Consider the following 13,521-nt stretch of genomic DNA (forward strand, 5'->3'; position numbering starts at 1 on the left):
ACCATGCCCAGATGCGCGCAGGTTTTCCGCCCTCTTCAGGCGCGGGTCTGGACTTCATGTTGGACGCCCTGCGTGAAGACGGCCAGCCCGCCGAAGAGCACTGGCCCTATGACCCGACGCCCGCCGCGAACGACGCTTGGGGTAGGCCGCCGGTAAATGGCGAACGGTTCACCCGCAATGGGCAGGCTTTGCCCTTCGGCTGGACCGCAATCATTGACGCCCTTCAGTCTAACCGGCCGGCGCTGATCTTACTGAAGCTCTCCGCCAGCTTCTACCGACCGGACGCCGCTGGGGTTGTATGCCCAGCGCCCGGCGAGGTCGGAGATCCAGCACTAGGCCATGCTGTTCTAGCAGTTGGGCACGGCGAGATGGCCGGAGCCCCGGCCATCCTGGTTCGAAATAGTTGGGGCACCGGCTGGGGTGTCGCCGGTTATGCTTGGCTGACACGGAACTATGTCGAGACTCGCCTCTACGGTTTCGCTCTTCTCGAAGAGGACGATCATGTATCTGCCCATTCCGCCGCAGCCTGATTGTTTCAGCGCGTGGCGCGCCGCGGTCCAGGCAGTTGACGATTGTCCGGGCCATGAGGCCCAGAACGTCATCATCGACATAGCCGATCCGCTTGCGCGGTCCACCCTCGCCGATCCCGCGGTAACGCTCGTGGACAACTTCCTCAGACAGTGGAACGCTAAGCCGATCGAGACGGTGGCCAATACGCTGTTCCCCGCCGCGCTGCATCGACGGTACGGATCGCCGGACTTTTACACTCGGTTCGTAGATTATGTTTTGCCCGCGGCCGCGCGCGGGGGAGACCGTTGGTCCGGTTACTATTTCGAGCGGATGATCAATCTGCCACGTCCTGATGGAGGCGTTGCTTTCAATCAGCTGGACAACATCGTCGACCGTCTGAAGGATCCCTCAGTCAAAGCGCTCAACAAGTTCGAGCTCTCAGTCTTCGACCCTTTGCGCGATGTCGACCGATCTCCCTATGGTGGTCAGTGCCTGAGCCACGCTAGCTTCAAACCTGAACGGACGACTAAGGGAGATCTGCTGCATCTAACCGTGCTGTACCGCAATCACTATTATATTGAGAAACTGCTCGGTAATCTGATCGGTCTGGGGCGGCTGATGGCCTTCGTAGCCCAAGAGGCGAATCTTCAGGTTGGAGCCCTGACCGTCGTCTCGTCGCACGCGATTATCGACCAGCCCCGCAATCGCACCAAGCAAACCGCCTCGCGCGCCGCCATTAAGGGTATGTTGGCCGACTGTGATGCTCTAGATGAACGTAGAAGGTAGTTCTAGCTCGGCGAAGCTAGGTTGGATGTTGGCGACCCCGTAGATTGCGTGCATGCCCGCCACGAATTCGGCTTGGCCACCGTAGCTGGGGTGCCGCACCGCATCACATGCGACGCCGAGCTCCCCTAGGGCTTGGCTGGCGTCCCGACCTATTGCCACGATCTTAGCCGGCTGCACCATCTCGATTAACGCTTCCAGAAAGGGCCATGTTACATCTCGCTCCACACGGGTATGAGATCGGTTCGACATCGGATCTTGGGCAAGGTGCGGATGGAAAGGAAAGACGTTCCACAGCATAGTGGGCCGCTGCACTCTCCGCAGAACGCTCCAAACGACCGCCGCAGTCCGCTCCGCCACAACCGGCCCCTCGGTGGCCCTGACTAATTTGATGTCGCCCATAAGGGCAGAAGCCGAGGAGAGATGCACCTCATCCGTCAGGGGCACCCCGGTCCGCCGTCCGCCACGATAGCCGAGGTCTCGTCCGATCCACATGGTGGCATTGTCCACCTCAACCGCCCGTTCCAGGAAAAGGCGCAGGTTTTCTCGACGCAACAAAGGCGCGTCGACCCGGTCGTAGTCGGCGCACTGGTCGCGCCAGGGATTGAAAACATTCGGAAGGGAGACGCTTTGGAGCGCATCTAAAAAGCCGGTAGGTGTCATGATGCGAGAGGTTCTACACACAAAGAACGGGCCTCGAAATCCAAGATCACCCGGCCGCGGCGGTGCTGACGCAAATATCGGAAGACTTCGTATCCTTGGAGGATTGCCTCCTCCCAAAGCCACAGGGGTAGACGGTCCGCCTCGTAGCCTGCCACGAATTGCTTGATCTGTTTGAGCAGATCCAATGGCATTTTCCCTATCTCGACCCCCTCGAAATAGTTTAGCCGCTGAGCTTGTCCGAACACCCAAGTCGAGACGCCCTCCTCAATCAGAATTGCTCGAGCACCGTCCTCGGCTTCGTCGATCTGCGGCTGGCTCTTGCGCTTCAAACGCATCAATGCCCGTGTCACCGGCGACCACCCGAGCACGGCGACGAACGCGTAGTGGAAAACATCATGAAACCGATAATCATCGGGTTCTAAAGAATTATCGGTGAGGCGGTCGCCAATGAATAGAGCGTTACAGCGTTGAAAAACATAGTCCTTACCCCCTACACGCTTCTCATAGACCTCTACCTCCAGCCGACGCGGTAGTTGTTCGTCAGGGTCCGCGTCAGCGTCGAACGGCTCCGGATACTCCCTCTTCTCCGGCCATCTATCAAAGATTTTGTAGGTGTTCTTGACAGCCGCCCCCTCCAAGGTCAGGCGAGCCTCGCGCGACGCCCGCAGCAGACGAGTAAAGATCGTCGCCAGTCGAGTAGGCAGAAGGCTCTCATCGACCTCAAGTCGGTGAGCCTGGAAATCCCCGATGAGCTGGCCCACGTCAGAAGAGAGATTAAGTAACGTTTCCTCGAAGTTGGCGGTCGGCTCGCCTCCCGGCGCGATCGGATGAGGTTGGAGCGCCTCAAAGGTCAGCGTCGGATCGCCGACACCTCTCCACTGAGTATCTTGTCTATAGATATGGGCGGCGATAGCGCTAAGGGCCACTCCCCCGCGTCGCGCCACTGCCGCGAGATACCAAAGGACGTCTCCCAACTCCTCGGCAACGGCGTCGGAATGGCTGCGATATGAGGCAGGATCGCGTTGCTTTTTCTTCAGTTCGCTCAGTAGGCTTCCTACCTCTCCGAATAACCCGAGAAGGGGAAAGGCGAGCGATTGGCCTTCCACACCGCGGTCCGTTCTTGCCGCATCTGCGGCGTATCTCTCCACCGTTAACGGTTTATAGTCGTCCATTCCTGAGCCCCCATTACCATTTCATTGTTATTCAAACGATTCGGAGGCGACGTCTCCCACCGGCTCTCGCTTCCAGCGGCACACATTCCGGTCGAAACACTGGAGATGGTGTTCAAGAAACGCATCAGGCCGCGAAATGCGGACCTTCCTAGTGGCTGCAAAGAGTCAGAAGCGGACGCTCGTCTCGCTTTTGCCGCTTATCCACAAGCTATTGAAGCCTAGTGTTTTCACACTCTTCACACCTCACAAATCGCCCAAGCGATTTCGGACTTGCAACACAAATGCAGGCGACGACTGCAACGGCTACATTACTGAATCTGTATCTATCTTGCCGTTAAAACAGCCATTTATGGCTGCAACACTTTCCGAACCTGTGCAGTCTGCGAAATGTGCTGGAGTTCTGAGGATTAGAACTCGTGTCAGAGTCCCAGTTTTCTGAGACTCACAGTGAGACTGGGGTTCGGACCGAATTTATGGTGCCGATATTATTGGACTCGGTTCCCATTAAATCGGACTCGCAGGTCTAAGCTGCTTGCGCGTTCTCAGCTTCAAGTACGTGACTCACAGCGGTAAAAACAAGCTCATTGGCTGTCACTCGTCGCTGCGCTGCTGCGTCACGAACTACATTCGTAAAACTGACCGAGCCTGGATGCTGACGTGTATGGCAGCCTTCCATCCGACACAACGCCAGAGTCAATAATCAGCATTTCGGGATTTAGGATGGTGGGCGGCGAGGGATTCGAACCCCCGACCCTCTCGGTGTAAACGAGATGCTCTGACCAGCTGAGCTAGCCGCCCGTTCGCATTCGGCCTTGGCCGCTGCGGACCGCCTCTTTGCCCTTGATTTGCTATCCGTTCAAGACGCTTTTTAATCCTTCCCCAGCTCTAAATCGCGCTGTGCGCGATGCGGGGCGGAAAACAGTCTCTCCAGTACGTGGATTTCGGGCCGTTCCTTCGGCGCGTTCGGACAGATGGAAGCTGCCGAAGCCGGTGATTCGCACATCGCGACCGTCTTTCAAGGTCATGGCGATGTGATCCGTCAGCGCCTCCAGAGCCAGCTTGGCCTGATCGCGGCTGATTCCCGAAGCCTGCGCCATACGACCGATGATTTCCGACTTACTCACGACTATCCCCCAAACAAATCTATGCACCGGCCATTCGTATAGCGCTGTTGGGGAAATAAAAAATGCGGCCCGATCACTCAGGCCGCATTTCCTATAGCTTTGACGTCTAGGCCTTAGTGGCTGATGGACGGTGCCTGACCCGTGCCCGTAGTCACCGGCGCGGGGTTCAACGGCTCGGCGACCTCATCCCATTCCACCGGTTGCGGCGTACCCGTCAGCGACCACTTCAGAGCCTCGTCGGCGGTCGAGATCGGAATGATCTCCAGAGCGGCCTTCACATTTTCCGGCACGTCCTCGAGGTCTTTCTCGTTCTCTTGCGGGATCAGTACAGTCTTCACGCCAGCGCGCAGAGCGGCCAGCAGCTTTTCTTTCAGACCGCCGATCGCCGTGACACGACCACGCAGGGTGATTTCACCCGTCATGGCGATGTCCTTGCGGATCGGAATACCCGTCAGCACCGACACCATGGCCACCGTCATGGCCACACCCGCCGACGGACCATCCTTGGGCGTCGCACCATCCGGAACGTGCACGTGAATGTCGGTCTTTTCAAAGACCGGCGGCTTCACGCCAATGCTCAGCGCGCGGCTGCGGACATAGGATGCGGCCGCCGAGATCGACTCCTTCATCACGTCCTTGAGGTTGCCAGTGACGGTCATGCGACCGCGACCCGGCATCTTCAGGGCTTCGATGGTCAGGATGTCGCCGCCGAACTCGGTCCAGGCCAGACCGGTGACGATGCCAACCTGATCCTCGGACTCGGTCTCGCCGTGTCGGAATTTCCGCACGCCGGCGTACTCGGCCAGTTTGGCCGTATCGACGGTGATCGAGGTGGCCTTGGTCTTGGCCATTTCGCGCACTGCCTTACGGGCCAGACCACCCAGAGCACGCTCAAGGTTACGGACACCCGCTTCGCGAGTGTAATAGCGGATCAGGTCGCGGATCGTGTCTTCCGGAATGATCAGCTCGCCGCCCTTCAGGCCGTGATCTTTCATCTGCTTGGGCAGAACGTGACGCTTGGCAATCTCGACCTTCTCGTCCTCGGTGTAACCCGAGACACGGATGATCTCCATGCGGTCCAGCAGCGGCTGCGGCATGTTCAGGCTGTTCGCCGTGGTGACGAACATGACGGGCGACAGGTCGTAATCGACTTCCAGATAGTGGTCACCGAAGGTCGAGTTCTGGGCCGGATCCAGCACTTCCAGCAGAGCCGAAGACGGATCACCGCGCCAGTCGGCACCCAGCTTGTCAATCTCGTCCAGCAGGATGAAGGCGTTGGTTGTCTTCGCCTTCTTCATCGACTGGATGATCTTGCCCGGCATGGAGCCGATATAGGTGCGGCGGTGACCACGGATTTCGGCCTCATCACGTACGCCACCCAGCGACATACGGACGTATTCACGCCCCGTCGCTTTGGCGATCGATTGTGCCAGCGAGGTTTTACCCACACCCGGAGGGCCAACGAGGCACAGAATCGGGCCCTTGTGCGAGCCTGTACGGGCCTGCACAGCGAGGTATTCGATGATGCGTTCCTTGACCTTCTCCAGACCGTAGTGATCGGCCTCGAGAATGGCTTCGGCCTTGTCCAGATCGATCGGCTTGGCCTTGGCTTTGCTCCACGGGATCGACAGCAGCCAATCCAGATAGTTGCGGACCACGGTCGACTCCGCCGACATCGGGCTCATGTTGCGCAGCTTCTTCAACTCCGCATCGGCCTTGGCGCGGGCTTCCTTGGACAAGCGCGCCTTGGCGATGCGCTTCTCCAGTTCCATCAGCTCGTCGCGCTGGTCGTCGGTTTCGCCCAGTTCGCGCTGAATGGCCTTCATCTGCTCATTCAGATAGTACTCGCGCTGGGTCTTCTCCATCTGGCGCTTCACGCGCGAACGGATCTTCTTCTCGACCTGCAGGACGGAGATTTCTCCCTCCATCAGGCCATAGACCTTCTCCAGACGTGCCGGAATGCTGACGGTCTCCAGCAGCGACTGCTTTTCTGCAATCTTCACGGCCAGATGGGCCGCCACGCTGTCAGCCAGCTTGGAAGCATCGGTGATTTGCGGAATGGAGCTGAGGGCCTCGGGCGGGACCTTCTTGTTCAGCTTCACGTAGTTTTCGAACTGTTCGACAACCGCGCGCACCAGAGCTTCAGACTGGGCGGCGTCGCCCTCTTCGTCCGCAATCTCTTCGGCTTCGGCTTCATAATAGTCCTGACGGTCCGTGAACTGTATCAGACGCGCGCGCGACTTGCCTTCCACCAGCACCTTTACGGTGCCGTCGGGCAGCTTCAGCAGTTGCAGCACAGTGGCCAAGACGCCGGTCGGATAGATGGCGTCAACGGCGGGATCGTCGTCGGTCGAGTTCTTTTGGGTGGCGAGCAGAATCTGCTTCTCGCCCTTCATGATCTCATCAAGGGCGCGCACGGACTTTTCGCGGCCGACAAACAGCGGCACGACCATGTGCGGAAAGACAACGATGTCTCTCAACGGCAGGACTGGGAGGATTTTGCTCTCGGTCATGGTGCTTACTTTCCGGGGCCTTTGTGAATCTCCGGCCCGCTCGGGTCGTAGGAGAGGTACCCAGAATGGCACCTTTCGTTCCGACTCGGCCCGCCACTGGCGGCTTTCATAAAACTATGTGGTTCTCAAACCTCGCGGTTCAAGCTTTGCCTTGGAACCACTCACAGGAGTCGGGATTTCGAGGGTAAATGTGGGCCCTAAACGCAACAGGGCGGCCCGATTGGACCGCCCTGCCCCGTTTTTTGGCGTCACACCGATCAGGCGGCGGGATCGGCCTTTTTCTTCTTGGTCTCGGAATAGATCAACAGAGGCTGGGCGCGGCCCTCGATGACCTCGGCATTGACCACCACTTCTTCCACGCCCTCGAAGCTGGGCAGGTCGAACATGGTCTCCAGAAGAACACCTTCGAGAATGGAGCGCAGACCGCGCGCACCCGTCTTGCGCGTGATGGCCTTCTTGGCAACCGCCGACAGGGCGTCGTCCGTGAAGGTCAGGTTCACGTTTTCCATCTCGAACAAGCGCTTGTACTGCTTGACCAGAGCGTTCTTCGGCTCGGTCAGGATCTTGATCAGCGCTTCTTCGTCCAGGTCTTCCAGCGTCGCCAGAACCGGCAGACGGCCGATGAATTCCGGGATCAGACCGAAACGCATCAGATCGTCCGGCTCGACGCCCTTGAGGATTTCGCCGGTACGACGCTCGTCAACTTCCTTGACCTTGGCACCAAAGCCGATGGACACGCCATCGCCACGAGCCGAAATCACCTTCTCGAGACCAGCGAACGCGCCGCCGACGATGAACAGTATGTTGGCGGTATCGACTTGCAGGAACTCTTGCTGCGGATGCTTGCGGCCACCTTGCGGCGGCACCGAAGCGACCGTGCCTTCCATGATCTTCAGCAGAGCCTGTTGAACGCCCTCGCCCGAAACGTCACGGGTGATCGAGGGGTTGTCAGACTTACGGCTGATCTTGTCGATTTCGTCGATGTAGACGATGCCGCGCTGGGCGCGCTCGACGTTGTAGTCGGAGGCCTGAAGCAGCTTCAGAATAATGTTTTCGACGTCTTCACCCACGTAACCGGCCTCGGTCAGGGTGGTGGCGTCAGCCATGGTGAACGGCACATCGATAATGCGCGCCAGCGTCTGGGCCAGCAGCGTCTTACCCGAACCGGTCGGGCCGATCAGCATGATGTTCGACTTGGCCAGTTCGACGTCGTTGTTCTTCGCCGCGTGGGCCAGGCGCTTGTAGTGGTTGTGAACCGCCACCGACAGCACCTTCTTGGCGTGCGATTGGCCGATCACATAATCGTCCAGGACGTCGCGGATTTCTTTCGGCGTCGGAACGCCATCCTTCGACGTCTTGAGCGTGATTTTCTGCTCTTCGCGGATGATGTCCATGCACAGCTCGACGCATTCATCGCAGATGAACACGGTCGGGCCCGCAATCAGTTTGCGGACCTCATGCTGGCTCTTTCCGCAGAAAGAGCAGTAGAGCGTGCTTTTGGCGTCGGTGCCGGCGGCTTTGGTCATAGACCCATCTCACTCTCCGCCATTTCCACCGGGATTGGGGGAAAAGGCGACTTCCCTGATGTTAGATCGTAGAATCTAAGCAGCAAGGTCTTCAAAAAATAACAATCACCCATCAGAGGTTCCGCCACAACCCTCTTTGACACCCAGACGATACAGATCGCTGGCGTAACGGATTGATATTGGGGAAGATGGGCTGATCAGCAGATGGGAATTGCATCTGCTTTCCGCCAGTCCCCCGGAAAGAAAATTATGGCGCAAGACAATGGCCTGCCGAAAGAAATCGTCGCTTTCGACTTTGACGGTACCCTTTCGATTCGGGACAGTTTCACTGATTTCCTGAAATGGCGTGCCGGACCGGCCGCTTGGGGGTTAGGAATGGTCAAGCTGATCCCCGCGGCAATGCGATATGTGTTCGACCGTGACCGCGGAGCCATAAAGGCTGCCTCGGTCGAGGTTTTCTTGAAAGGCGTGTCGCGCGAACAATTGGCTGCTGATGCCGAGCGCTACATGACATCTGTTTTCGAGCAATTCATGCGTCCCGACGCCCTCGCCTGCTGGAATGACTGGGGTACCAAGGGCGTACACCGCGTGATCGTGACGGCCTCACCGGAAATCACCATCGCGCCGTTTGCCAAGCGTCTCGGCGCGGAAAACCTGATCGGCACACGGCTGGAGTTTGACGCCAACGACCGCATCACCGGCCGGTTTGCCAGCGCCAATTGCCGGTGCGGCGAGAAGGTTGATCGCATACGCGCCGTCTATGGAGACGATGTGCGTATTTTGGCCGCCTATGGCGATACATCGGGCGACGAGCAGATGATCGCCGCCGCCGAGGAAAAGGGCTTTCAGGTTTTCACTGCCAAGCCCTGATCCCTGTCCGGAGCCTTAGTTCCCCTCGGCGTCCACGTCGAAGTTGACCACCTTGCCACGCGAGGCCGGATCCCATCCGGCCTCGATGATCGAGCGGACCGTGTTTTTCAGCACATCCAGATCAACGCGCTGTTTTTCCAGATTGGGCGAGCCATTGGGGCGGTAAACCATCGGATACTGCGCCACGGCTTCACGCTTGAATTCCTGATGGCGGAAACAGACGGCCATACCCTCCCACTCCTTCTTGCCGACAGGACGCGGTTGGCGACGGATTTCCCAAACATAGGTTTCGCCGTCGACCTCGATCGTGCCACGGCTTTCGTTCGTGTAGTTCATGGCCGCCTGATAGCACAGAATCCGATCAGGCCATCCGCTTCAGCGTTCCGTCCTTCCAGACAAACTGGTGAACCAGCGCCATGATGATGTGCATCAGGATCGCCACGAGCAGCACCCACCCAAACTCGCCGTGGAAGTCACCACCCAGCTTGGTCATCCATTCGATTCGGTCATGACCGCCCTGCATGATCGTCACACCGAAGGCTTCGAAGGCTCTCCCCGAGCCATATTGCCGGATCAACGCCACGCCCGGCACGAATAGCAGCAACCCGTACAGCACCAGATGGCCAGCCACGGCCAGCTTGCCGAGTAGACCGTGATGCAGCGGCGGGCGACGCCGCAGGTTTATCAGCCCCCATAAGGCGCGCAGCACGCCCAATATGAACAATAGCAAGCCCACGGGCTTGTGCAGCGATCCCCAAGCTTCGGTCAGTGGGGTCTCGCCCAACGCGGCACCTGCGACTACGCCGCCCAGTTGATAGATCAGCAGAGCCGCAATGGCCCAATGCAGGGCACGCGTAACCAGACCGTACTTCAAACCACTGTCGAACATGCAAAAGGTCCCCTCGCCGTGACGGATGATGTCCAAACACGATTCGGGGCGGCTCGATAATCGAACCGCCCCGTCTACTGTCGGAAATAGTGTCCGTGCTTAGGGAGCCTTTACGCCATCGGCATCGGCTTGGGTGCGACGGTCGTAGACGTGGTCCACGATGCCCCAGGCCTTGGCTTCTTCGGCAGTCATGAAGTGGTCGCGGTCCAGCGTGCGCTCCACTTCCTCATAGGTGCGACCGGTGTGGTGCACATAGATTTCGTTCAAACGACGTTTGGTCTGGATGATGTCTTCGGCGTGACGTTCGATATCTGAAGCCGTGCCACGGAAACCACCCGAAGGCTGGTGGACCATCACACGCGCGTTCGGCAGAGCAATGCGCTGACCGGCTTCACCCGCCGTCAGGATCAGCGAACCAGCCGAGGCAGCCATGCCCATCACCACGGTCGATACCGGCGAGCGGATGTACTGCATGGTATCATAGATCGCCAGCGCCGAGGTCACCTGACCACCCGGGCTGTTGATGTACATGCTGATCTCTTTCTTCGGATTTTCCGATTCCAGATACAGCAGCTGGGCGCAGATCAGCGAGGCCATCCCGTCTTCGAACGGGCCGGTCAGGAAGATGATCCGCTCACGCAACAGGCGCGAAAAGATGTCAAACGCCCGCTCGCCACGGCTGGATTGCTCCACCACCATAGGAACGAGATTATTGGAGATGTAGTCGATCGGATCGCGCATGTGGGCCTTTTCGAGAATCTCGGGGCGACTCATAGCCACCCTGCTTCGCCGGTCAGATTAGCATCCCACCAACGGGAGTATGCAAGGGCGCAGACAGTTTAATCCTGCGGCACCGGTTGGGCATCAGATTTGGCCACGGCGTCGCGACGGCGCAAGACCGCTGCGGCAATATCTCCTCGCTGCTGCTCTGAAGTGACCCGTGGCTGGACGACATCATAGAGGCCTGCGAGGAAATCCTGATCCCATTCAGTCATAGAATCGTAGCCCGCAGGATCATCCAACAGGTTCAGGATCGTCGGAAACCCTTCCATGCGTGTGACAGGGTCCACCTGCGCCATCGAGATAAACGCCACATAATCGGCCAGCGCCGTGCCACGAACACCCGTTAAACGCCCGGGTTCAATGATGATAACAACGCGGTGCATCTTATCACGTATATTAGAACGCAGGCGCGAGGCGTCCCGCACACGAACTTGCGGTGCATCCTCGCCGTCCAGTCGAATGGCCTCTTCTCCCGTGTCGCTAACGACAGGAATGCTCACGTGCCACCAACGAATAGGAGCATCTGATTCTTGAAACGCTCTCAATGCGGCGCTTCCAAGGTCGGTATTTGCCCGCGAAGGACGAAACCCCTGTGCGAAGTCGGCGACCATCCGGCGAGCTAGTCCCTGTCCATCATCACTGCCTATGATCATTAGGTCGGGCTTGCAGCCGGTCTCCTCTATGTCGAGACCAGCTTCCAACATTCGACGGGCCACTCGATCAATTAGGGCCTGACTGAACTGGCGCTGGAAGTTCACTGCGGAAATGCAGACCGGAGCGTCCCAGCGCGCTAAGGGGCGACCGCGTGGTGAACGGGTGGCCTGCTGAACGAAGCTTTCGACTCGTACGCGCGCGGCATGCCGGCCTGCCTCTGCGGTGACCGTGACATCTTCCAGACGCGTCGGCTCCTGCTGCGCATCACCCGAGAACATTATCAGAGCTGCCGTTGCGAACGCCAAAAGCATAAAAGCTTCTCCTCGATCCAGGACGGCTTTTAGCAACACCTCGCTGATCGAACATAGTTACAAACAAGCAAACACTTTCGGTGGCGAAGAATGGGCTCCCGCCATCGGGCCGAGTGCTATACCAGCTCGACGCATTTTAGGTTTCGCTCTGGTGCAGCTCCTACCTAAACCATGCGATTGTAACCCCCGTCTCCGTCAAAACGGTAAAAATAAAAGGGCGGAGCTTAAGCCCCGCCCTTCGATTTTCGAAAAAGAGAAAAACCGATTAGGCTTCGTCTTCGTCCTTCAGCAGCTCTTCCTTGGTGATCGGAGCGTCGGTCACGTCTGCGACCGAGACGATCAGGTCCACGACCTTCTCTTCGTAGATCGGAGCTCGCAGTTGAGCGGCGGCGTTCGGGTTCTGACGATAGAAGTCCAGAACCATACGCTCCTGGCCCGGATAGTTGCGGGCTTCGGCCATGATGGCGTTCGACAGCTCTTGGTCCGAGACGGTCACGTTGTTGGCGCGGCCAATTTCAGCCAGCACCAGACCCAGACGCACGCGGCGCTCTGCGATCTTCTTGTACTCGGCCTTCAGCTCGTCTTCCGACTTCTTGGCATCGTCTTCCGGCAGACGGCCAGCGTCCTTGTCAGCCGAAACCTGAGCCCAGATGCCGTCGAACTCGGCTTCCACCATCTTCGGCGGCAGAGCGAAGTCGTGGCCTTCGTCCAGCACGTCCAGCAGGGCGCGCTTCAGCTTGAAGCGGGCTGCGCCAGCGTACTGCTGGTTCAGGTTGGCCTTCAGCAGCTCTTTCAGCTTGTCGATCGATTCCAGACCGATGCGCTTGGCGAACTCGTCGTCCATAGCGGTTTCGACTTCAGCCTTGATGGCCTTGACGGTCACGTCGAAGGTTGCGGCCTTACCAGCCAGGTGAGCGGCTTGGTAGTCTTCCGGGAAGGTGACTTCGATGGTCTTCTCTTCGCCGACCTTGGCACCCTTCAGTTGCTCTTCGAAGCCCGGGATGAAGCGGTTCGAACCGATGACCAGATCAGCGTCGGTGGCCGAGCCACCGTCGAAGGCTTCACCGTCGATCTTGCCGACGAAGTCGATGGTCAGTTGGTCGCCGTCAGCAGCCTTGACGGTCTTGCCCTTCTTGTCCTCGTAGGACTTGGCTTGCGAAGCCAGTTCCTTCAGGGCCTCTTCCAGGTCTTCGTCCGAAGCTTCATAGGTCGGGCGCGACAGCTTCAGGGTCTTCGGATCAACCGGAGTGAATTCCGGCATGATCTCCAGCGACATTTCGTAGGTCAGGTCTTCTTCACCAGCGACCACCTTGTCCATGTCCGAGACCAGCTTCATCTCGGCCGGAGCAGCCGGACGAACCTTCAGCTCGTCCAGAGCGCCTTGGCTAGTTTCGTTCAGCGAGGCGTTGATGATTTCGCCCATGAAGTCACGACCGAAGGTCTTCTTCACGTAGGAGGCCGGCACCTTGCCCGGACGGAAGCCTTTCAGCTTCATCTGCGGGGCGACTTCCTTGATACGGGCTTCGAGCTTTTCGTTCAGCTCGGCAACAGGAACGGTCACCGCGATCACGCGGCTGAGGCCTTCGTTCGACTTTTCGACGACTTGCATGGTCGGATATCTGACGCTCTGGGGCGACGCCCAAAAGGCGCGCGAGTGGAATAAAGCAAAAGGACCGCCCATCGGAGCGGCACCTCGAAGCCCGCCCTTATGTCGATATGAGCC

13 protein-coding genes and 1 tRNA gene are annotated in these 13,521 nt (G+C 58.6%); 3 read left to right on the plus strand and 11 right to left on the minus strand.

From position 1 onward, the window contains the following. The first annotated feature begins 56 nt into the window (after positions 1-56). Both B3B04_RS03950 and B3B04_RS03955 read left to right on the plus strand, forming a co-directional pair. A complete protein-coding gene (locus B3B04_RS03950; RefSeq protein ID WP_292040079.1) occupies positions 57-530 on the plus strand; it encodes a C1 family peptidase in 474 nt (157 codons plus the stop codon). Then, complete coding sequence (locus B3B04_RS03955; RefSeq protein WP_292040081.1) at positions 502-1,296, plus strand: hypothetical protein; 795 nt, start codon at positions 502-504, stop codon at positions 1,294-1,296. Before B3B04_RS03950 ends, B3B04_RS03955 begins: the two co-directional genes overlap by 29 nt. Here B3B04_RS03955 and B3B04_RS03960 read toward each other — a convergent pair. The 6 genes from B3B04_RS03960 to clpX all read right to left on the minus strand — a co-directional run bounded on the left by B3B04_RS03960 (position 1,276) and on the right by clpX (position 8,291). Then, positions 1,276-1,956, minus strand: a complete 681-nt coding sequence (locus tag B3B04_RS03960) for a uracil-DNA glycosylase (protein ID WP_292040082.1) — start codon at positions 1,954-1,956, stop codon at positions 1,276-1,278. The two genes, B3B04_RS03955 and B3B04_RS03960, sit on opposite strands and share 21 nt — an antisense overlap. Next, positions 1,953-3,128, minus strand: a complete 1,176-nt coding sequence (locus B3B04_RS03965; protein WP_292040084.1) for a nucleoside triphosphate pyrophosphohydrolase family protein — start codon at positions 3,126-3,128, stop codon at positions 1,953-1,955. Before B3B04_RS03965 ends, B3B04_RS03960 begins: the two co-directional genes overlap by 4 nt. 721 nt (positions 3,129-3,849) lie before the next feature. Beyond that, positions 3,850-3,926 (minus strand) — tRNA-Val (locus B3B04_RS03970). A gap of 50 nt (positions 3,927-3,976) precedes the next feature. Continuing rightward, positions 3,977-4,252 carry an HU family DNA-binding protein gene (locus B3B04_RS03975; protein WP_292040086.1) on the minus strand — a complete coding sequence of 92 codons (276 nt, stop codon included), beginning with the start codon at positions 4,250-4,252 and terminating at the stop codon, positions 3,977-3,979. 113 nt (positions 4,253-4,365) lie between these two features. After that, positions 4,366-6,765: an endopeptidase La gene (gene lon / locus B3B04_RS03980; protein WP_292040089.1), complete on the minus strand. Its 2,400-nt coding sequence runs from the start codon at positions 6,763-6,765 to the stop codon at positions 4,366-4,368. A 257-nt stretch (positions 6,766-7,022) separates the two neighbouring features. Next, the gene (gene clpX, locus B3B04_RS03985; protein ID WP_292040090.1) at positions 7,023-8,291 is read right to left on the minus strand and encodes an ATP-dependent Clp protease ATP-binding subunit ClpX; all 1,269 of its coding nucleotides are present in this window, start codon (positions 8,289-8,291) and stop codon (positions 7,023-7,025) included. A 249-nt stretch (positions 8,292-8,540) separates the two neighbouring features. Here clpX and B3B04_RS03990 point away from each other — a divergent pair, with 249 nt between their 5' ends. Further along, on the plus strand, positions 8,541-9,161 hold the full coding sequence (locus B3B04_RS03990; RefSeq protein ID WP_292040094.1) for an HAD-IB family hydrolase: 621 nt from the start codon (positions 8,541-8,543) through the stop codon (positions 9,159-9,161). Between the two features lie 15 nt (positions 9,162-9,176). On the opposite strand, the gene B3B04_RS03995 is transcribed toward B3B04_RS03990, so the two are convergent. The 5 genes from B3B04_RS03995 to tig all read right to left on the minus strand — a co-directional run bounded on the left by B3B04_RS03995 (position 9,177) and on the right by tig (position 13,407). Beyond that, positions 9,177-9,497, minus strand: a complete 321-nt coding sequence (locus B3B04_RS03995; protein ID WP_292040095.1) for a hypothetical protein — start codon at positions 9,495-9,497, stop codon at positions 9,177-9,179. A gap of 25 nt (positions 9,498-9,522) precedes the next feature. Further along, complete coding sequence (locus B3B04_RS04000; RefSeq protein WP_292040096.1) at positions 9,523-10,050, minus strand: cytochrome b; 528 nt, start codon at positions 10,048-10,050, stop codon at positions 9,523-9,525. A 99-nt stretch (positions 10,051-10,149) separates the two neighbouring features. Beyond that, positions 10,150-10,791 carry an ATP-dependent Clp protease proteolytic subunit gene (locus tag B3B04_RS04005; RefSeq protein ID WP_292040463.1) on the minus strand — a complete coding sequence of 214 codons (642 nt, stop codon included), beginning with the start codon at positions 10,789-10,791 and terminating at the stop codon, positions 10,150-10,152. Positions 10,792-10,889: 98 nt separating this feature from the next. After that, positions 10,890-11,837 (minus strand): hypothetical protein, encoded by a 948-nt coding sequence (locus tag B3B04_RS04010; RefSeq protein ID WP_292040097.1) that lies wholly within the window; start codon positions 11,835-11,837, stop codon positions 10,890-10,892. 226 nt (positions 11,838-12,063) lie between these two features. After that, entirely contained in the window at positions 12,064-13,407 is a 1,344-nt protein-coding gene (gene tig / locus B3B04_RS04015; protein WP_292040098.1) for a trigger factor, read from the minus strand. Between the last annotated feature and the right edge of the window lie 114 nt (positions 13,408-13,521).

Origin of the sequence: Brevundimonas sp. UBA5713, from assembly GCF_002419815.1 — a bacterium.
GTDB lineage: Bacteria > Pseudomonadota > Alphaproteobacteria > Caulobacterales > Caulobacteraceae > Brevundimonas.

What these genes read in the sequence shown, in the direction of transcription:
- B3B04_RS03950 (WP_292040079.1), top strand. Translation starts at nt 57, where the DNA reads ATGTTGGACGCCCTGCGTGAAGACGGCCAGCCCGCCGAAGAGCACTGG.
- B3B04_RS03955 (WP_292040081.1), top strand. Translation starts at nt 502, where the DNA reads ATGTATCTGCCCATTCCGCCGCAGCCTGATTGTTTCAGCGCGTGGCGC.
- B3B04_RS03960 (WP_292040082.1), bottom strand. Translation starts at nt 1,956, where the DNA reads ATGACACCTACCGGCTTTTTAGATGCGCTCCAAAGCGTCTCCCTTCCG.
- B3B04_RS03965 (WP_292040084.1), bottom strand. Translation starts at nt 3,128, where the DNA reads ATGGACGACTATAAACCGTTAACGGTGGAGAGATACGCCGCAGATGCG.
- lon (WP_292040089.1), bottom strand. Translation starts at nt 6,765, where the DNA reads ATGACCGAGAGCAAAATCCTCCCAGTCCTGCCGTTGAGAGACATCGTT.
- clpX (WP_292040090.1), bottom strand. Translation starts at nt 8,291, where the DNA reads ATGACCAAAGCCGCCGGCACCGACGCCAAAAGCACGCTCTACTGCTCT.
- B3B04_RS03990 (WP_292040094.1), top strand. Translation starts at nt 8,541, where the DNA reads ATGGCGCAAGACAATGGCCTGCCGAAAGAAATCGTCGCTTTCGACTTT.
- B3B04_RS03995 (WP_292040095.1), bottom strand. Translation starts at nt 9,497, where the DNA reads ATGAACTACACGAACGAAAGCCGTGGCACGATCGAGGTCGACGGCGAA.
- B3B04_RS04000 (WP_292040096.1), bottom strand. Translation starts at nt 10,050, where the DNA reads ATGTTCGACAGTGGTTTGAAGTACGGTCTGGTTACGCGTGCCCTGCAT.
- B3B04_RS04005 (WP_292040463.1), bottom strand. Translation starts at nt 10,791, where the DNA reads ATGCGCGATCCGATCGACTACATCTCCAATAATCTCGTTCCTATGGTG.
- tig (WP_292040098.1), bottom strand. Translation starts at nt 13,407, where the DNA reads ATGCAAGTCGTCGAAAAGTCGAACGAAGGCCTCAGCCGCGTGATCGCG.